The organism is Desulfosporosinus sp. FKA, assembly GCF_002196785.1.
Lineage (GTDB): Bacteria > Bacillota > Desulfitobacteriia > Desulfitobacteriales > Desulfitobacteriaceae > Desulfosporosinus > Desulfosporosinus acididurans.
On record NZ_NAHZ01000013.1, the window covers coordinates 42091 to 63298 of the forward strand.

Consider the following 21208-nt stretch of genomic DNA (forward strand, 5'->3'; position numbering starts at 1 on the left):
CTCATGTTGTGACAGAATATATCAATCCTTTACAATATATTTAGGCACATTTGAAATATTCGAGAAATATCCGAAAATTCCTCTATTTTCTCCGAAGGAGTTTGTGTATTAACACGCCCTCCTTCCCGGGACAAAATATTTTGCATTTCTAGTGTAAAGTATTCGGACGATCTTCAAAAACAGTTTTGAAATTCTCATTATCAATAATTTGGGCTATTAACTCTCTTTTTTCAGCAGCAGAATATTCATAAAAAATCGGATTAAGATCCCATTCGTGATTTGCAGGATAATAGCGCAAATTTGCTCTAACCGTTTTTTCTGAGCCGTTGTTTTGGAAGACGAGAGTCAAAGCATAATTGTTAAAGTTATATTCAGGATCAAATCCCGCACCATTAACTGTAACATCGAAAATTTCCATCGTTTTAATCCTCCCGTTTTACCTCTTGTTTACTCTTTAGTATGGTGCACCGTCATAGGCATTATGCAATTTCCTCTTAACGAGCTAAACAAAAATCATTGGCGGAGTAAATAGTTAGGCGTTATCTCAAAACATTCTAAGGCTTAAATTATTCTGTAAAACAGGTATCCATTGTATTCCGTATTTGGTCCGAGGCTCAGTTTTCAAATTCTTTAGATCCAGTTTTGTAATCTCACCGTTGACTTGAAGAATTTCTAAAACCTCATCCGCTTTAGCTTGAGTGATGCCGACAAGAAAACCCGTCTTAGCCGGGTTGATTTTAGTAATTCCGATCCCCTTGCCGGTTCTTCCCTGTGGTTTAAATTCATTAAAGGATGTCCGTTTGACAAATCCCCGCTCGGTGAGAGTTACCAGGTCGCCTAAAGAATCATCTGGCGAGGATACTACTAATAATGCATCGACAACTCGATCCCCTTCGTTCAAGGTAATACCTTTAATACCACGCGCTTTACGGCCCATTGGGTTGATATCCGTCAAGGGATAGCGAATCCCTTGTCCATTATAAGTGGCAAGGAATAACTCTCCTTCATCAAAACCCATAAATACTTTGATTAAACGATCTCCTTCTTTGAGTCCCATGCCCTCGGAGCCGCGAGCGTGAACAAAGTCCTTAACTGGACTCCTCATCACTTGTCCTTCTTGCGTTATAAAAACAAAGTAACTCTGACCGCTCTGCTCTGCCCCATCTTTTAGAGCTACAATCGAAACGATGGTTTCCTGAGCTTGCAGCTGAAGCAGATTATTCAGCGGGCAGCCTTTCTCTTTAAACCCAGCTTCCGCTACCGTCTTGGCTTTGATACTATAAAAATTACCGAGTTGGGTGAAGAAATAAAGTGTTTCTTGATCTGTGGCCGGGACTTTTATGGCGACACTGTCCCCATCTTTAAACGATAGTAACGGTGTCGATTTAAGATTCTTGACCGGCAAAGGAATTCGTTTAATATATCCCTGTTGGGTCAGCATTACTTCAATGGGATGTTCTGCTTCTTCAAAGGAACTGAGGTCAAACTCGTTTCGCATTTCCTCAGGCAAAATATGTGTACGGCGTTCATCACCATACTTATCGGCGATTTCTTTAAGTTCCCGCTTAATAATCTGGTAAACCTTAGACACATCGGCCAGGATTCCTTCTAATTCTGATATCAGATGCAGAGTATTTTCATAATCAGTTTTTATTCCTTCCAGTTCATAATTCGTGAGGCTCTGGAGCTTCAGGTCGAGAATTGCTTGTGATTGTATTTCCGAGAGCTCGAATCTTGTCATAAGTGCTGCTTTGGCGAGTGCCGGTGTTTTACTAGTACGAATAATCTCAATAACCTCATCAAGATGTTTAATCGCAATCATCAAACCTTCAAGAAGGTGAATCTGCTTTTTGGCTTTTTCGAGATCAAACTCTGTTCGCTTCGTAACAACAATTTTGCGATGTTCGATAAAGGCCTCATTAATCTCGCGCAACCCTAAAACTTTGGGTGTTCCATCCGCAGTAATAACAAGATTGATGATACCAAACGTCTCCTCCATCTGGGTGTACTTATAAAGATTGCGTAAAATTTCGAGGGGGTCTGCTTCTTTACGGCATTCCACAACCAAGCGAATCCCTTCACGGTCCGATTCATCTCGAACCTCACTAATCCCGTTGATTTTCCCGGAATCCGCATGGGCCTCGATTTTAGAGGCTAACGTTGCTTTATTGACTTGAAAGGGAATTTCAGTGATGACAATTAAACTTTTGCCATTCTTACCTTGCTCTAATACTGTTTTACCACGCATGGTCACTTTTCCGCGGCCAGTCTTATAAGCGCTGGTAATTCCTCCAGCTCCTATGATCAACCCACCTGTAGGGAAGTCGGGGCCTTTCACTTTTTCCATAAGCTCTTCGACGGTGATGTCCGGCCGGTCAATTTGCAGGATCAACCCTGCAACAACTTCTCTTAAATTATGGGGAGGAATATTCGACATCATGCCTACGGCAATCCCTGACCCCCCATTAATTAACAGATTGGGAAAAGGGCTGGGAAGAACAACGGGCTCTTTAAGTCGTTGATCATAATTTGGTTTAAAAAGTACGGTGTTTTTATCAAGATCTTGGGTCATTAGTTGAGCTAAAGGGGTCATCCTCATTTCCGTATAACGCATGGCGGCTGCATTATCGCCATCGATTGAACCAAAATTCCCTTGACCGTCAACCAAAGGATAACGAATTGCCCAGGGCTGGGCCATACGAACAGCAGAATCATAGATGGAAGAATCGCCGTGAGGGTGATATTTCCCCATACAATCACCAACAAGACGGGCAGACTTACTATAGGGTTTATCTGGAGACATGCCGATTTCGTCCATAGAGTAAAGGATTCGGCGGTGTACAGGTTTCAGTCCGTCCCGAACATCCGGAACGGCCCTCTGCAAAATTACATGTTTGGAATAGCCTAAAAACGATTCAGGCAGGACTTCTTCCAATGGCCGTTGACTAATCGTTTCTTCAGTTACACTCATTGGGATACTCCCCCTTTCACGTTACATATCATCATCAGTAAAAATAATATTTTCCATTAAAAAATCACGCCGCGGCTCAACCTGTTCACTCATAAGAATCCTCAGTTTACGTTCCGCCTCCAATGAATCATCTATAGTTACTTGAATCATGCGCCGGTTGGCAGGATTCAGGGTTGTTTCCCAAAGTTGTTCGGGATTCATTTCACCAAGCCCTTTGTAACGTGAGATCTTGGCCGTTTTCCCCAATTCTTTAAGCTCTTTCTTCAATTCTTCTTCATCATAGGCATAGCGGGTGATCTTTCCACGTTCTTTTTCCACTTTAAAAAGAGGCGATTGGGCAATAAATACTCGACCGTTTAAGATGAGAGGCTTCATATAACGGTAAAAAAACGTTAATAAAAGACAACGAATATGAGCTCCGTCAATATCAGCATCTGTCATGATACAAACACGAGCATAATTACCTTTCTCCAAATCAAATTCTTTGCCAATTCCCGAACCTACTGCCGTAATAATACTTCGAATCTCTTCGTTTTCCAGGATCTTATCTAATTTCGCCCGATAGGTGTTAATAACTTTGCCTCGCAAAGGAAGTATAGCTTGAAAACGCCGGTCCCTCCCCATTTTAGCTGAGCCGCCGGCGCTGTCTCCTTCTACTAAGAATAGTTCATTGCGAGTTTTATCCTTGCCGCTGCAGGCAGCAAGTTTGCCGCTTAGAGCTTTAACCTCCGCATCTCGGGCCTTCTTTTTTAATTCTTTCGCTTTTTTAGCAGCCAAGCGAGCTAAACATGTTGTTAAGGTGCGGTTAATCACTTGTTTAGCTATGGTTGGGTTTTGCTCAAGAAACTGACTTATGCCCTCGTTCGTTAAGGATTGAACTATCCCTTCAATCTCTAGATTGGAAAGTTTCGTTTTGGTTTGTCCTTCAAACTGAGGATCTTTGATTTTAAGAGATAAGATACAGGTTAGACCATCACGCAGGTCATCCCCGATAAGACTCTCATCTTTTTTGAAGAGGTTATTTCTGCGCCCGTAATTGTTAAATGCTTTAGTTAAAGCAGTACGAAAACCCGATTCATGGGTTCCTCCCTCATCTGTTGGGATGTTATTAACATAGGAGTGCAAGGATTCATCCTCGCCATCATTATACTGCAAAGCGCATTCAACAATGACCTCGTCCTTCTCTCCGGTAAAATAGATCGTTTTTTTATGGACAGGTGATACTCCAGCCTCTTTCATTAAATGTTCAACAAAACCGACGATCCCTTGTTGTTGTAAAAAGGTCTCAGTCTTTGCCTCTCCCCTGTTATCCGCAAGTATGATCGTCAATCCCATATTCAAAAAGGATAACTCCATTAAGCGGCTGCGCAAGGTAGTGTATTTAAAAACAGTTGTCTCCTTAAAAATCAAAGGATCGGGTTTAAAGGTTACCGTTGTTCCAGTACCTTTTACCTTTTTATCAACAATTTTTAAATCAGACTTTAATTCCCCGCCTTGAACATATTCAACTTGATATTGCTTGCCATCCCGTTTAATTTGTACCATTAAAAACTCCGATAGAGCATTAACAACACTTGCCCCAACTCCGTGTAACCCGCCGGATGTTTTATAAGTATCTCCGCCAAATTTACCACCAGCGTGCAAGGTTTCAAAAGCTAAGCGAACTGCGGAGATTTTTTTCCCTGGATGAATATCAACGGGAATTCCCCGCCCATTGTCTTCAATCGTAATTGATCCATCCCGATTAAGGGTAACCGTAATTCGATCGCAAAAACCTGCTCCCGCTTCATCAATAGCATTGTCAATAATCTCATAAGCAAGATGGTGTAGTCCTTTGCTTCCCGTGGAACCTATATACATGCCCGGACGGCGGCGTACAGCCTCCAGGCCCTCTAAAACTTGTATGGATTCTGCATTATACTGCGTTGCTGACAAACAGTTCACCTCCGTAGTGATTTTACTCTACTTTTGACATTATGTACAATAACACCTATTTCTCCTCCTTGTCCAGTTACTTTAATAAAAAAACTCTGAGCATCACTGTATTGATAACTACAGTTTTACTCAGAGACAGTATAAGTATCTGAACAACTCAATCTCTAAAGAACTGCATTATCACCATGTAAGCCCCCCACTTCTGGATGTGGAGATTAGCGATAAACGCAAAATTATTCTCTAGAGCCTCAGACCTCGAGCTTCCTGATAGCCCTGATGAATAGCATCTAATACTTTGTGGGGTTTTAGCGCATCTCCAATCAAAGTCAATTTTTCAACCTTTCCCAGCAATGCGTGGTATAGTTCATTTTGAGAGATAGAGCCCACAGCAAAGATCACAGTATCGCAAGAGATTTGACGTTGTTCCCCTTCGCGCTCAACCAGCACGCCATCTGTTGTAATTTCTAAAACTTTCGTTTCGTCCATACATTTAACGCCATAGCGTTTCAAATCGGCGAGCATTGACCAGCGCGTACTTGGGCCGATGTCTCTGCCAATTCCCTTGGCCATTTCTAACAATGTAATTTGCTTATTACCTTGGGTTAATAAGCGATATAGTTCTTTGTCAGATTCAGCTTGCTGTAAGATAAGGAAGCGAAGGCTCTCGTCATCCAGAGCAGATGGTTCTGCCAAATATAAAGCCGTTTCCACCCCAACTGCACCGCCGCCAACAATTATTATGTTCTGACCAGGTGTTTTACGGCCAGCCAATACATCCCATGCTTGAAGAATGTTCTGATGTCCCTGATTGGGAAGCGGCGGGCTGATGGGAATAGACCCGGCAGCGATGACAACTTGATCAAACGTGACTTTTTTTACCGCTTCCAGAATCATTTCCGGCGTAGCCGCAACACCAAATTCAAGGTGTACTCCTTGTTGCTGACAGGCCGCTAGCAAATAGGTGCTGAGATAAAGGAAATCTTTTCGCCCCGGAGGAGCAGCAGCTAGTGTCAATTGTCCCCCAGGTTTTTTGGTTTTTTCCCATACAGTAACCTTATGCCCAAGAAGACTTGAAACTCGAGCATATTCTAGTCCGGCAGCCCCGGCCCCAATCACTAGAATTTTTTGGGGGTTCGATATTGGCTGAATTGATCCTAACTCAGCTTCATGTCCGGCTTCAGCATTGACTAAGCAAGCAACCGGTTTTAAGCGAAAAATATTATCGAGACATCCTTGATTGCAAGCGATGCAAGGACGAATGGCTTCCGAATTTCCTTGAATGACTTTATTGGGGAAATCCGGATCGGCCATGAGCTGCCGGGCCATGCCAATGAAGTCCGCTTTACCTTCTTGGAGAATCTTCTCGGCAAGCTCTGGGGTGTTGATCCGATTGCAGGCAATGACGGGAATCGAGACCACTTTTTTAATCCCCGCAGCTAAGTAAGTAAAGGCTCCGGGCGGGACATTCATGGTAAGTTGAGGTACGGGTGTTTCATGCCATCCCCCTGTCACATTGAGTGCGTTGACCCCTGCATTTTCAAGAGCCTGACAAAAAGCTCCCGATTCGAGATTTGTATGACTTCCAGGCATAAAATCATTGCCCGCAACCCGAACGATGATTGGATAATCCGCTCCAACAGCTCTGCGAACGGTTTCAACGACTTCTAAACCAAACGTCATTCGAGCCTGAAGATCTCCCCCGTAACGATCTTTACGTTGATTAGTTAAGGGAGAAAGAAACTGGGAGATTAAGTAACCGGCACTGGCTAATATTTCAACCCCATCAAAACCGGCTGCCTGGGCACGTTTAGCTGCGCTTTCATATGACGCAATAACTTCCAATATTTTCTCTTGCGTCAATTCCTGAGGCGTTTGGCCTGTAAGCCGAGAAGGGATCGCTGAAGGAGCTACGGGAGATTGACCGGTATGGGCAGAGTGAGCGTAACGACCAGCTTGGTAGAGCTGAGGTACAATTTTTGCTCCTTCGGAGTGTACTGCCTCAACTAAGCGAATTAGTCCCGGTATATAACGATCCTCGTCAAGCTGCGTCATGCCAAAGGCGTTGCCGATTTTGTCAATGCCACAACCGCCGACTATAATCAAACCTACGCCTCCGCGGGCGCGGGTTCGATAGAACTCGATCAGTCGATCCGTAACTTCGCCCTCCGGGCAGTACCCCAAATGCAGCGGAGTCATGATCAGACGATTACGCAGTTGAAGGGTTCCTATCTGGGCGGAAGAAAACAATAGAGACATCCTATAATCCTCCTTTTTCATTCTTGCATTGTCTGTATCTTTGTCCACAGCTTAAGCGGTATCAGTTCATAAACCTGACACAACTATGTATCAACGGAAGTATCCATTAATGACAACATTAAGTTAACTTGTTCAGCTAAAGCTGAACATCGCGGTTCCTATCTAAAGCAACCAGAGTTTTTCCTCAATCTTGGAAAAGACTCTCCAAAACCTTTTCAAAAATAGCGTATTCTTCTCTGGAAAAACGCTCTTTGATCTCTTGATCCATTTTTTCTGCAAGATTAGTCATTTCCAAGATATTTGCACGTGCCTTTTCTTTTAGACAAACTAATAGAGACCGTCTATCTTCAGGATCGTCCCTCCTCTCTACTAAGTCTTGTCTCTCCATGCGATCCAGGATGGACGTCAGGGTCGATCCATCCATTTCTAAACGTTTAGCAAGATCTTTAAACTTGAGTCCGTCATTCTCCCAAACTACGGTCAGAACGTAAAACTGAGACGGAGTAATACCATAGGTGGAAAGATTACTCTCGTAATAACGATATAGTTTTCTCATAACACGGCTCAGCTTATAACAAATATATTTTGAGGGACCGCATGAATTATCGGTGATCATTTTTGCCTTCAGACCTCCATTTTGTTGGTACTACAATTAATGGTATACAAATGATTGTAATACCATTATAGTTTTCAGTTAAGTAATTTTCAAGAATTTAATTAAATTTTCAAAACATTATATATAAATTAATCCTTACTTTTTTATAAAATTAACGGGCACGATTTATTGGATCGGCCCGTTAATTTCTTTCATCATCGGAACGTTGCATTATGGTTGTCTGCGATTTTGAATTGCCGTTTATGATCAGCGAATAATTCCACGATTTATAAAGTCTTGTTTCAAAACCTCTAAACGTTTTGTGCCATCAATACGTTTTTGCCTCATTTCATCTTGGATAGCCTTGGTCTCTTCTATTCCTTTAACGATTGTTTGCCAGGATTTTTCCAGAGTCTCAATACTCACTGAACTTCCCGAAGCTAACTTAGCAACCATTTTAGATTGCAAGGCTGTGTTTTCTGCGTTGCGGAGCAGAAGTTCATTCGTCTTTTCATCCAAAGCGCTCATTGCCTTAGCTTGGACCGATTGCCGTTTTAACATAATTGCCTGAACTAAACATTGTTTGAAGATTGGCATGGTAATAACAAAAGCTGAGTTAATCTTACGGATTAAATTATAATTACCATATTCAATAGATTTGATGGTCGGCATACTTTGAACAGCAACATTTTCGGCCAGTTGTAAATCATAGATTCTCTGTTCCATAATCTCTTGTATTTGCAAGAGGTTATTAACCTTAATTTGATCAAGCTGATTACCCGTCTGATTAGCCGCAGTTTGGGCAGCAGGAATAATATTGTTTTTCAGCTCGTCCAGGACGACTTGACCGGCATAGATATATTGACCCAGTTGCTCATAATATTCCGTATTTCTCATAAACATGTCTTCTAAATGCTTGTTTGCAGTATTGATTTCCGCTTCGTATTGTTTTAGAGTAACAAAGACTTTATCAACTTCATCACCCATAGAGTTATATTTATGGAACAAAGCTTCTACAGAGTTTTTAGCTTTAGAAAACATCTTTGCTAAAAATCCCGGCGATTTTTCTTCGAAGTCCTTAATATCAAATTTGTCCATGATTTTATTAAGCTGCAATAAGAGTTCACCTGAATCTTCAACTTTCGTTGTCTGCATGGAATGCAAAATAGCATCGGCAAATCTTGAAACCTCTTCTGACGTATTTTTCCCAAAGCTCATAATTGAACTAACATCTTCAATATTGATTTGGCGAACAATACTGCGTACTTCCGGGCTTTCTTTAACCTTAGCCATAATTTCGTTTTTAGTTTGTTCAACATTAAACTCTGGAACAGGCGCCGGAACTAAGCTTTTGTCCTCAGTCAATGTCGTTGTAAAACCTTGGATTTCCATGTTCTTTTATACCTCATTTCCTGCTAAATTAAGAGCATCTCGTGGTCATTTTTTCGACCTCTAATTAGCTTCAGTGAACTCGTTCAGCTAAAGCTGAACATCGAGACTTCGGTGGGGGACTCTACCCCCACCGAAGCAGAGTACGGGGGACCCACTCCCACTTATAGAAGTGGGAGTCTTACAATTGGATAAAAGCTTATAATCACCTATCCCTTGATATTCCCAGCCTTGACATCAATACTATAGCTTATTACTATTGAAAAATCTCGAGAAAAACCCTTGCTTATGAGTCGAAGGGGACGGAATATTGTATAGTTCTGGGAGATCAAGGTCATATTTCAACAAAGGCAGCTGAAATACATCAAAAAGGTTTGGCCTGATTAGTTGTTCAAGGGTATTATACTTAGTAGGAGTAAAAACAAGAATATCCAGTCCGACTAGATTCAGAAAAGCAATCAATATCGCGTCAAATTCCGAAAAACTTTCCTTATTAGAATCATAAACAATAAGTTTGGGAATTTCTTGAGGAAAATCAAAAGTTTCTATGAGCTTGATCAAAGAATCATCCATGGTCAAAACTGTCATTAAAATCTTCAATTTCATCCGTTCATCAATTTGGAAAAGAAACACATTCGAATATAGAAGTTCGTTGATTTTAGAAAGCAAAAACTCTTGCAAAGGTGTTCTCAGATACGCAAATTTATAATGTTGACTTTTCATAACTTTATCCTCATCAAGATAACCTTGAGGATTAAATAAATAATCGGCTTGATAAAGTTCTTGTCTGGAATAGGTCACTTTGCAGAAAGGTACAGCTTTGATCAAGTGAGTATTGGAAGCCTGGGCAAAAGTTTTTAGATCTTGCCAATACTCTCTTAAATCCTCATGAACTCCATTTATCTTGGCGAAGAGATTAGGAATATAAACTTTATGATTTTGAACTTTGAATTCAGGTCTAATTTTAGCTGCTTCCTGCCAAAGTATCTTCAGCTCATCATACGTTGTTTTCAGAGTAATTGGTTGAGTCAAGTATTGTTCGAATTGCCAAGGTTTATATAAACCGACATCCTCACTGTAAATAACTTCTTCAATTTCTCTTGAGGCATTATACGCCACGGTACTTTTACGGATTAATTGTTCTTTTTGAGGAAATAGCACTAATGGTAAACTATTTAAGTTTCTGATCACTTGAGTCATTGTACCATTATTGTCGAAATTTTTAAACGTTGAGTCACCGTCCAACTCGGAATGAATAAAAAGCACATCACTTCCGATCCTATGAAAAAAATCCAATAAATAAACCTCATGAAGTTTAATAGGGCCATAAAAGAGAATTTTAAAGCATTGTTCCTGAAGAATTCCTCCCTCCCCATCTTTCGACAAGGGGTCGCTTCCTTCCAGCAGTTTGGGCAGATAGCGATTAATCCATACTACGAGCTTCAAACAAAAATTCAAGAAAATTGAAGATGTGAAATGCGATTGACTATCACAAAATAGATTTGCTGAATCGATAAACGATTGTTTAAGCGTATTACTGAAGATTGAGTTTTTTAGCTGAGGCAATAAATTAGCTTGCAGAATCTTTTCTAAGATATCCTCACGAGTCTCAAAGGAACCATGGGCAAATTGCTCCGGAATTAAGGAACTTTCCACGGGGGTAGGAGCAGAAACACCCTCAATAAACTTCAGATAATGACCCGAACGCTGTAAGGTTCGGTCTAAATTATAGAGGTCGTTATAGTATTCTGCTTTCCAATCATCTGAAGAAACAGGCACACCGATATAACGTGTAAATAATGTCGGTAAAATCGGGAACTGTCCAGAAATATAACCACTGCGTTTTGGTAACGGAAGGAGAATATCTTGCAAAGGATTATCTGAATGCTGCAATTTCACTACGATTGCAGGATCAGTTTTTATTTTAGAGATTAAATTGGAGGGCCTTTGCGCTGCCTTTGTTGGGGATTGAATAGCAGAGATGTTTTTGGGGCTATTTTCCACCAGCGGCCGTCTTTGGGGAAAGGAAGGAAGGGGTATTTCTTGGGATAATTTTATGGGCAGGCAGAAATGATTTTGCTTATCGACGTTATCAAAGCGGTCGTTAAAGGTTGTATTAATTACAATGACATCACCGCCGAGCAGGAACACTAAAATCAGAAAGTATACTTCATGGGTCTTAGGGCTTCCCCAATAGAGAACTTTCGGCTTAATCCGATTTTTTGGGCAAAGCTGCCCAAAATCAGTGTACCAGAGCAGAACTTTTGTCACAAAGTTCATGGCGATACTAATATTTTTAGGTTGATCATTAACCATATATAAATTAATTACAATCGCAAAAGCCTCGCGAATGGTTTGAGGACTCAAATCATCTATCGTTAGAGAGAAATAGCCTTTGCCTTCAAGAACATTGAGAAGAGCCCCGTTATTATAATCTTTGAGGGAAATCGGTTCTAGAATTCCCTTAATTCTTTCAATAATTTTTTGATCACTGGGCAAGGGAATTACCGTGTCCCAAATCTTAAAATTGTCCGTAGATTGTAGCTTTTCCGCAAAACTAGCGACTCGACTTAATAATTCCTTCTGATTATCGCAGCCGACAATTCGATAGAAGTAAGCAGGTGGACCCCCTTCTCTTTCCTGCAAAGGAGACAGAAGATCCTTAAAAAGTTTTTCGATTTCCAACAACATCATTTGATCATTTGGGCTTGTCTCCATCCTATTTCACCTCTTTAGAAAAACCATGATTTGTACTAGACCCAAGAGTCCCATACCTCCGGTTTATATCCTACTGTTGCCAATTTCCCATTACGTACAATCGGTGTTTGATAAAGGCTCGAATGCTTCAATAACATCTCTTCCTTGCCCTGGGGTGTAATCATTCGCTCCATCATTAATAGCTTATAATCTTTGGCCTCAGAATTGATTAAATTATTTAAACCAACTGCAGACTTAACACTTTGCAGTTCGCCTTTACTTAAACCAAATTGTGCTAAATCAATAAATTGATAAGAAATTCTTCTCTCTTTAAAATAGCGTTCTGCCTTTTTAGTATCAAAACATTTCTTAACACCAAAGATTTGTATAGTCATTCCTTAACTCCCCTTACCATAGTTCTCCATCAAATGCATCTGCTTAAATTATGGCATTATTCCAATAAACTGATACTTACACCAAGTAAACATTCATAGTGAGACAGATTCGTCTTTCCTTCTTATTCCAGAATTGAAACTATGAAGCGTCATGCCAAGAATTACAAGTCCGATACCTATGATTGAAATGATGCTGGGGTAATTTCCCTTTAAAACAAAAATCTCTCCCAAGAGCGAAAAAATAATTTCACCGGACTGTGTTGCTTCAACTGCAGCTAGTTTATGAAGATCGCCTCTGCTAAGATCAGTTGCTGTGAAAAAGAGGACAGTGGCAATTACACCGGACGATAGAGCTACAATCAAGGATTGAATAACTTGTTGATGACTGGGGAGTCCAACACTCATATAGCCATAGATAGAAAGAATCAGCCAGAACGGAAGGCTTGCTAATGTCATTCCCAGAACTCTTTGATAGGTATCCAAACGTTCTCCGCAAACTTCCATCATTTTACGATTTCCTAGAGGATACGCGAAAGCCGCAGCAATAACCGGAAGTACTCCGAGTAGAATCTCCCGTAGAGCGAGATGTTGTATTTCCTGACATTGGATAACAGCAACCCCTATCAGGACGATTAGGGAAATCCACAGGCCTTTCACAGGTATTCTCGAACGTACTTTTTGTAATCCATTGTCTGAAGAAACAACTTCAAAAAAAAATGGGGCCAGTAAAGAACCCGCGACAATCGTAATTTGCCACGTACTAGCCACTAACCAGGCCGGGCCGTAGTCAGCGGCAAAACATAAAGGAGCATAAAATAAACCAAAGCCAACTGTACTCCAACCAAGCCATAACCAAGGCCTTCTTAGCAAATCCAACAGAAGGTTTTTTAAATTTCCCCGGAGAAGGACAATTAAAAGCAACGGCCCTACCATAAACTCATAGCGCAGAACTGCACTCCATACCCAACTGCCTCCGGCAAGATTCATTGCCCGATTAAGCACAAAGGTGAAAGCAAAAAAGAATGATGCTAAAATACCCAGAATAATGGCTTTCAAAGTGTTCCTCCTCCAGAACTATACAACCTATTTTAACCATTTTGGAAATTGTATAGGTTAGTTGGTTTATACCATTACCATAATATTATTGTATAATATAACGTTATGGAGGACAAGAATCCTCGTTAATAGGCACTTTAAGCTCTATCCCTTTCTGTCTGAGATTTAATAAGCATTCTTCTAAATACGCCTTATCATGTTCAGGGTAAATATGAGCAGCTACTGGAATGTCTGATTTTTCAAGTGAAAGGCCGACCCACGGCCCTATATTTTTCCCCCTGTATTCAGGGGTATACCACTGTTGATCTGGTTTGTAGCCGCGGCGTTTCATTTCATTAAGAACAAGACGATGAAAGCTAACAAGCTTTTCGACGTCGTAAGCAAAAACATAATCGACTGTCGAATGTCTTTTCCCCCACCCTTTGCCTCGCAAAGCGCAGCACTCGCGGTGTTGTCCAAGGAGTTGGGCGCGAGGCAAAAAAGGTAAGAGATCTTGATGCCAGAGCCGCATAGAACACCCTTCCTTAGCTGCTATAAGAATAAACCTTAAACCATATTGTATTAATAAATGAATTCCCTGGGATCCAAGTGAACTTCCCGACATATTTCACTCACAACATTCTTTTCGACCGGCGAAAATTCTCCATCTGCAAAACCAATAGCACAACACAGACGGACAACTAAACGAGCTGCTTCCGGTTTATGAGCGACTTTGCCAACAGCTCTCAAGGCTTCTGCTTTACCTAACATGGGGTCATTTTTTATTTTTTGAACAAATTCGGTAAACCGACTGTCAACGTCGCGAATATTTATACCACGCATTTCTTGACTCGTCCTGAAATAATCTATGAGTTTCTCCCGTTCTGAGGGATCAATTACTCCGTCTGCCATAGCGACCAAGGCACTCCCAGCTACCAGAGCATCCGTTAGGTCTTTGCCCATATACTTATTAACGACATTTTTGGCATTTTCCGTCTGTTGTTGAAGCCACTGAGCGGTATTGGTATTGCTCGCCGCATTCCAACGTTCTCGACAGCTCAAGCAAGCAAATTCCATATTTCTGCTGCCGATAAAACCAGCCAGCAGGCCGACAGGTCCAAGTAAAATACCCCCCACGAAAGCTTTGCCGATTCCAAATCCTTTCTTTCCTGCCGTTATTTGAGTCGAATGACAACGCGGACAAGTCAGACCACCATGATCCTGTTGATACCCTGAATTTCGGGATAGTTCAGAGGAAGGATAGTTTGTCTGTCCAGATGATGGGCTTGCATAAGAACTTCCATAAGTTGCATGATCGATGCTTGTCTCTTGTCTATTTCCATAATTACCTGCAGAGAAATTTCGTTCATTATTGATATTAGGGTTTCTGCTTGTTGACGTTTGATCTTCTTCAACCTCTAAGCCAAAATTTCGACAGAGGGCGGCCAAACCACCTTGGAACCCGCTTGCAATGGCATGGAATTTCCACTCACCACCATGGCGATATAGTTCTGCAGCTACAATAGCCGTTTCGACTGAAAAATCTTGACCCAAGTCATAATTTAGCAGTAACTCATTGGTGTTTGCGTTAATAATTCGAACGTAAGAGCTTTTTATATCGCCAAAACTTTGTCTCTTTAGTTGAGCATCATTGATGGTAATCGTAAAGGCAATTCTTTCAATATATGATGGCACAGCTTGAAGGTTAATTCGGATCTGCTCATCATCTCCGCTTCCGGATCCTTTCTTATTGTCGCCGCTATGTTTAACAGAACCTTGGCCACCTGATGGGTTATTATAAAAAACCAAATCATTTTCATCTTTGACAAGTCCATTGGTACTTAACAGAAAAGCTGAAGCATCTAAATCATAATCATAACTATTCGTTGAAACATTTGGAGCCCACCCCAGGCCAACAATAATTTCTTGCAAATTCGGATGACTCTTAGTTAAATCGACCTTTTGCCCTTTACTCAATCTAACAGCCATTAGCTTTCCCCGCCTTTCTATTTTAAACGTCAAAATTCTTATTAAATTAAATGAAGTTTACCATATAAAACCAAGGCCATGCAAACATTATGGTAAAACTATATAGCTTATTCCGCTGCATTGCAAAGGAACTTGATCTTATGCTTAGAACACTTTTTACCTATAAAATATTAAAACGCTCCTAAATGTAATAAAATAAACAGTTTCTTTTTAAACTGTCTTCTACTACAAGAGGAGCATTTCATTCCTTTTGACCTTTTGGCTGGATTATCTCCAGTTATTCTTATGTTTCAGCAAGGTATCGTCTTTTAAAGTGAGTAAGTATCTACCAGAAAACTAGTCAAAAATGACAAGAGCTAAAAACTCCAAATTCTGGTTCCCCGTATTTTCAATAGAATGCTTTTCGCCACTGCGAGTAATAATCACATCTCCTGGTTTGACAGCTTTTTGCTCTCCATTATCATTTAAAAGGCCTTCCCCGCTGAGAATGACATATGTTTCAAAATCGCCGACATGTTCATGAAGACCAAGGGACGCCCCAGGAAGGAGTACATTTTTAGCAAATAGTCTTCCCTTGCCATTAAATTCATCAACATTAAGAAAATGAGTTATTTGGAGCTCTCCTTTTCCACCAAAACGTTCAAAAACTGTTTCTTTTTTTAAAGAATCTCCATGTTTTAGCATTGAATGTCACTCTCCTTTGATTTAATCACCGAATAATTATATCATATCCTCTTTTAGATTAAGAATATTTTTCTCAATTTTACAGACTATTCTCTCTGCTAATAGCTTATTCCAGTTTTTAAGACGCCCACTTCTTAGTTCACTGCACCTTGAAGATATTTATATGATATTAAGAGAAATTCTTCAGAAAATATATGTTATAATTTAACAAGTCATTCTAAGCTTATAAATACATCATCTCAAAGAATCTTTCGCTTATGGGCACCTCGCTTTTAGCATATATTAGATGCTGATGAAGAAATAAATTATGAGGCCAATTTTGTTAGGAAGGAATGTTATCATGACTAATAGTTTAGAAAAATACGCTTTACTTATTGTAAAAACCGGTTTAAATCTCCAGCCAAATCAGACCCTCGTTGTTATGTCTCCTATTGAATGTGCATCATTTGCCCGATTGGTTGCCCAGACAGCTTACCAAGAAGGGGCAAGAGATGTCATAATCCAATGGAGAGACGAACTCTTTTCAAAAATTCGTTTTTTGAACGCCTCTGAAGAAATATTCGATGAATTCCCTGAATGGCAGAAAAATTTCTATCTCTCTTATGTTCATCAGGGAGCTGCTTTCTTAACTATTTCTGCTTCTGACCCTGAACTTATGCAAGACGTCAGTCCTGAGCGTATGATGAAAGCCCAAAAAGCAAGCAGCATGGCTTTAAAAGAATACCGCGATCGTTGTATGAGTAATCAAAATGTTTGGAGTGTCGTTTCTATTCCCACCGCAGCTTGGGCTAAAAAGGTATTTCCAGAGCTGCAACCTGAAGAGGCACTAACCAAGCTATGGGAAACTATTTTTATGACAGTACGAGTTGACACTGAAAACCCGATTATGGCCTGGAATAACCATAAAACCAACCTCATGAAGAATCTGGATTTCCTCAATAACTATGCGTTCAAATCACTCCATTACAGGAATTCTTTGGGCACTGATTTAACCATTTCGCTCCCTAAAAACCACCAATGGCTTGGTGGTTCAGACTTCACTCCTGAAGGGGTTGAATTTATTGCCAACATGCCTACTGAAGAAGTGTTTACATTGCCTGATCGAAATGGAGTAAATGGTACCGTCGTCAGTTCAAAGCCCCTAAATTACAATGGAAATTTAATCGAAGATTTTTCCTTTACGTTTAAGGATGGGAGAATCGTTGACTTCTCTGCAAAGAAAGGGTATGATACGCTGAAAAATCTCATTGCAACAGACGAGGGTTCTCATTATTTAGGCGAAGTTGCTTTAGTTCCTTTTGATTCTCCCATTTCAAATTCAAATATTCTGTTTTACAATACACTTTTTGATGAAAACGCATCTTGCCATTTAGCTATAGGTAAAGCCTATCCTGTATGTATTAAGAATAGTGAAGCAATGAATGCAGAAGAATTACAGAGATTAGGTGTTAATGATTCTTTAATACACGTTGACTTCATGCTTGGTACTAATGATTTAGAGATAATCGGAGAAACATGGGATGGAAGAGAAATCCCAGTCTTTCAAAATGGAAATTTCGCCTTCTAACTCATTCATTTGTTATTCTTTTTCCGGGCAGCTTCACCAACACGTCAGCGCATTCAAAACTTGTGGGAGCCCTCATTGAATCCCCACTTTCGCTTGCCTGATCATTAATAAAGGCGTTCACGCTCCACTATACTAGCGAAGCGTGAACGCCACACAGCCCCGCGGCGATCATCAATTACACATTTATTTTATCCAGATATCAAGATTATCTTTATATTCAATAATTTTCTCAGCGATTTTCACCCCAACATATTGGAAATAGCTCTCGCCGAAGTAATTTTGATTCTCAACAAACTTTACACCCGCATTAACTCGATGGAGCAAAGGTATTCGGTTAGTTTTGTTTATATTAAAATTCTTAATTCCTTTGCCAAATTCTTCGCCTAAAATAGCATTTCCCCAATAGACTGGTCCCTTCTCCGGCTTGATTTTAAAGACCCGTCGCAGAAATTCATAGGGAAAGGCACCAAATGTTATAATAATTTTCGGTTTATAGTCTAAGACAATTTCCCTGAACATCTCTATTTCTTCGCCGACTTCAACGCCCCACCAGTTTAAGGTATTAGGAACGATACCACTATCAGTTACTGCGTTCCTAATATATAGGTTTGTTGTATCAATTCTCGTTTGGATTTCCCGATATACTTTATCCTGTATTTCGGCAAGAACCGGTGTCCATATTTGATGGCGAACTGCAGGATATTTGGGATTTACCAATAACCAAATAGGATAATTTTTATCTCCTGTATCTCTCTTAGCCTTTTCAGTCTGCGATATATAGTTATGGCGTATAAGATTTGTCATTTTGATCCCGCCTCTCAATCAATTTATCGATCGTCGATCACTCGTCGTTTTGGGCTTACAATCACCTTTAATTAGTGCTGGTATTTTCAAAATAAGCTGGTTTTTTATCGGAGTTGTTCCCCCCATTAAAATTCGAAACAGACTGTAAGAGATGATAGGCGAAATTATTAGTTTCCGTGTTCGTATTTTCACAAGAAAATGGAACCCTAGTTTTCTCGATATCAAGAGCTATTAATTTTAATAGTTCGTCTTCTGACAAGGTAAACTCGTTATCCACTCCTAATTCAGTATCTAGATTCGCCTTTAAAAGTAGTAAATTAATCTCCGGTCTTACTCCGCAGATCATGGCTTTTCCGCCAAACCTATTGACAGATTTAATGAAAACCTTCAAGGCATTTAGTACTGTTACGTCAAGGGAGATAACATTTTTCATTTCCAAAATATAAAGATTAGCTTTATCGACCAAACTATCAAGTTTTTGTTCTAAATCGTAGGCAGAGCCAAAATACAAATGCCCTTCTAATTGGATTATAAGCAAATCAGTTTTCTCATCTACGACCATTAATTCCTGTCGGTTAATTTTCAAATCCCTTCCCTGTGAAGGAATGAACAATTTGATTGGTGATTTATTCGTGTCCTTAAGATAAAGTATTATAGATAACACTATGCCCGTATAAATCGCATAATCTAAATCTGGCAGCAGGATTGTTGCTAAACAAGTTACCGCCATAGCTAAAGAATCCGAATTTAATTTCCCTAATTTGATAATACTCTTAATTTCTTCCTGATCAATTAAACTATATGCTGTTACCAGGATAACTCCTGCTAGGCAAGGATTCGGAATATAGCGGGCATAGGGTGCAAAGAACAAGAGAACAATGGCTATCACCACACCGGACAGAATTCCCGACAATCTGCTCACAGCTCCATTATGGTAGTTGATGGCAGAACGAGTGAAGGAACCCGAGGCAGGAAAACACTGGAAAAACGAAGATATTATATTCGAAAGTCCCTGTCCTATAAATTCCTGATTGGCATCGATTTTTTGTCGAGAGGTACTTGAAATAGATTTAGAAATTGATATCGCTTCGACTAAACCAATCACGGAAATTGCAATAGCCCCACTAAATACTTTACTTGCTGCATCAAAGTTGAATTGAACCATTCTAAAAGGAGGCAATGACGAAGGTATAGCTCCTGTAAGTTTAACTCCCTTTTGATCCAATCCAAACATGACAATTATTAAGATCGGGATAATAATCCCTATAAGCGCACCAGGCAAGTTTTTATTGATTTTTTTACATGTCACAATGATTACGATCGTCAATAATCCTAGTCCTAATGCATAAAGATTTGTCTGATTAAGGTGAGTTAATACATAGTAAAGTTTCTCCATAGTTGGTAATTGGGCTGAATTTTTAATCGAAATGCTCAGTATGGTATTCAATTGTCCCAGGGCGATTAAAACACCTGCACCCGCGGTAAACCCCACAATAACGCTATGTGATACAAAATTAATGACTTTTCCTAGTTTAATTATTCCATATAACATTTGTAAAGTCCCCACTAGGAACGTCATAAGAAAGAGCATTTGATAAGCATTATCAAGTCCCATATAGTTTCGCATACTTCCTGCAACGAGTAAGCATATGGCATTTGTGGGACCTGTAACTAAATGTTTCGAACTTCCAAAAGCTGAACCGAAAATGGAAGACACGATAGCCGTGTATAGACCGTAAAGTGGATTTACTCCCGCGATCAGAGCATAAGCCATTGACTGAGGAATCGCTACAACAGCAACAGTCAAAGCAGCAATTAAGTCTTTGGTCAAATATTCCTTTTTGTAGTTCTTAATTGTAGAAATCACAGGAATATAGCGAAATCCTGTTAGGTTCAAATTAATCCCACCTTTCCTCTGAATAACAACCCTCTAAGCTATCTGAGTCGTTGATAATACATTAGGGTTGTTATTCCGAACGTTTAAGGCATAACTTTAGTCTTAAAATTTAGCAACAAAAAGCCAAGCCTATTGGTGTTAACCTATACCTATAGACGTTCAAATCGCCCTAAAAACGGCGGCCTAGAATTCCTTAACCCAGATGACTTTGATTGAGACTTAGTTGCAGCCTACAACTTAGGCTGCAACTAAGTCTTCTTTTCTTTTAAGCATGAGATTTTGCAGCAGTTACTTGGTCAGGGTAGATAACCATAAGGAATTCTGGTATAATTTATTTAGTCACATTTTTTAGCGGCCTTCGAGGCTGCTTTTTTTATTTTTTTAACTCTAACCCAATCGTTGAAGTTTTTGTTTTTGTTTTTGTTTCTATAACTGTCCATTTACACATGCTCTCTTCCTCCGCTTCTTTGCCCCAATTGATCCGCTAAGATAACTCCGAAGGATGCTACCATAACCATGATCGCTAATATACCTGTTAACATTACTCTCACCTCCAAATTAAATATTTCACTAACTTTACTAAAAGGTTAACATTATGTTTTTGTTCTGTCTATGGGAAATCAATATGCTCACCATCGATTAACGTAATGGTTAAAATGATAAATAATGTAATTCGTGATTTAGCTCCTCTATACTGCTCTTAGCCTTTTGATTACTTTGTGAATTTTTCTCTTTGCTCAGATTAATTACTCCCAATATAATGTTTAAAAATAACCAAAAATATCTTTTCTTTTCTACAATTCGACATTCCCATTCTTTAAATCGCCAATTGATGGTTTAGGTATCCAGTTGAAAGCAGTAGCTAATCAATAATTATTATCGATGCTGAAAGAATGATCCTAAAAAAATTTTTAAAAAGCTTGCCGGCATGAATCCCGTACAGTACCGTTAAGTGAACTCGTTCAGCTAAAGCTGAACATCGGTGCTTCAGAGG

The 21208-nt window shown here is 39.9% G+C and carries 15 protein-coding genes and 1 pseudogene; 1 reads left to right on the forward strand and 15 read right to left on the reverse strand.

The annotated features are described in order from the left end of the window. Nucleotides 1–148 precede the first annotated feature (148 nt). From B5771_RS02875 to B5771_RS02930, 13 genes and pseudogenes are all read right to left on the reverse strand, one after another. Nucleotides 149–418, reverse strand: a complete 270-nt coding sequence (locus B5771_RS02875; RefSeq protein WP_088186175.1) for a hypothetical protein — start codon at nucleotides 416–418, stop codon at nucleotides 149–151. A 126-nt stretch (nucleotides 419–544) separates the two neighbouring features. Next, entirely contained in the window at nucleotides 545–2971 is a 2427-nt protein-coding gene (gyrA, locus tag B5771_RS02880; RefSeq protein ID WP_088186177.1) for a DNA gyrase subunit A, read from the reverse strand. A gap of 21 nt (nucleotides 2972–2992) precedes the next feature. Continuing rightward, the gene (locus tag B5771_RS02885; protein WP_088186179.1) at nucleotides 2993–4906 is read right to left on the reverse strand and encodes a DNA gyrase subunit B; all 1914 of its coding nucleotides are present in this window, start codon (nucleotides 4904–4906) and stop codon (nucleotides 2993–2995) included. Nucleotides 4907–5146: 240 nt separating this feature from the next. Beyond that, nucleotides 5147–7162, reverse strand: coding sequence for an FAD-dependent oxidoreductase (locus B5771_RS02890; protein WP_088186181.1), 2016 nt, complete (start codon nucleotides 7160–7162; stop codon nucleotides 5147–5149). Nucleotides 7163–7346: 184 nt separating this feature from the next. Beyond that, nucleotides 7347–7778 carry a MarR family transcriptional regulator gene (locus B5771_RS02895; RefSeq protein ID WP_088186183.1) on the reverse strand — a complete coding sequence of 144 codons (432 nt, stop codon included), beginning with the start codon at nucleotides 7776–7778 and terminating at the stop codon, nucleotides 7347–7349. Nucleotides 7779–8024: 246 nt separating this feature from the next. Next, nucleotides 8025–9149, reverse strand: a complete 1125-nt coding sequence (locus B5771_RS02900) for a toxic anion resistance protein (protein WP_047810612.1) — start codon at nucleotides 9147–9149, stop codon at nucleotides 8025–8027. A 240-nt stretch (nucleotides 9150–9389) separates the two neighbouring features. Next, a complete protein-coding gene (locus tag B5771_RS02905; RefSeq protein WP_088186185.1) occupies nucleotides 9390–11864 on the reverse strand; it encodes a YceG family protein in 2475 nt (824 codons plus the stop codon). 35 nt (nucleotides 11865–11899) lie between these two features. Beyond that, nucleotides 11900–12238 (reverse strand): ArsC/Spx/MgsR family protein, encoded by a 339-nt coding sequence (locus B5771_RS02910; protein WP_047810610.1) that lies wholly within the window; start codon nucleotides 12236–12238, stop codon nucleotides 11900–11902. 93 nt (nucleotides 12239–12331) lie between these two features. Further along, nucleotides 12332–13294 carry a multidrug resistance efflux transporter family protein gene (locus B5771_RS02915; protein ID WP_088186187.1) on the reverse strand — a complete coding sequence of 321 codons (963 nt, stop codon included), beginning with the start codon at nucleotides 13292–13294 and terminating at the stop codon, nucleotides 12332–12334. 103 nt (nucleotides 13295–13397) lie between these two features. Then, a complete protein-coding gene (locus B5771_RS02920; RefSeq protein ID WP_047810608.1) occupies nucleotides 13398–13805 on the reverse strand; it encodes a TIGR02328 family protein in 408 nt (135 codons plus the stop codon). Nucleotides 13806–13855: 50 nt separating this feature from the next. Further along, on the reverse strand, nucleotides 13856–14350 hold the full coding sequence (locus B5771_RS25170; RefSeq protein ID WP_348982927.1) for a TerB family tellurite resistance protein: 495 nt from the start codon (nucleotides 14348–14350) through the stop codon (nucleotides 13856–13858). 333 nt (nucleotides 14351–14683) lie between these two features. Further along, a pseudogene (locus B5771_RS25175) lies at nucleotides 14684–15262 on the reverse strand (TerD family protein); the annotation flags it as partial. Between the two features lie 336 nt (nucleotides 15263–15598). Continuing rightward, nucleotides 15599–15946: a cupin domain-containing protein gene (locus B5771_RS02930; protein WP_088186191.1), complete on the reverse strand. Its 348-nt coding sequence runs from the start codon at nucleotides 15944–15946 to the stop codon at nucleotides 15599–15601. Between the two features lie 340 nt (nucleotides 15947–16286). Between B5771_RS02930 and B5771_RS02935 the strand changes: the two genes are divergently transcribed. Then, complete coding sequence (locus tag B5771_RS02935) at nucleotides 16287–17513, forward strand: aminopeptidase (RefSeq protein ID WP_088186193.1); 1227 nt, start codon at nucleotides 16287–16289, stop codon at nucleotides 17511–17513. 183 nt (nucleotides 17514–17696) lie between these two features. On the opposite strand, the gene B5771_RS02940 is transcribed toward B5771_RS02935, so the two are convergent. Beyond that, a complete protein-coding gene (locus B5771_RS02940) occupies nucleotides 17697–18317 on the reverse strand; it encodes a hypothetical protein (RefSeq protein WP_088186195.1) in 621 nt (206 codons plus the stop codon). A 67-nt stretch (nucleotides 18318–18384) separates the two neighbouring features. Then, nucleotides 18385–20214, reverse strand: coding sequence for a SulP family inorganic anion transporter (locus B5771_RS02945; protein WP_088186196.1), 1830 nt, complete (start codon nucleotides 20212–20214; stop codon nucleotides 18385–18387). Nucleotides 20215–21208: the final 994 nt, after the last annotated feature.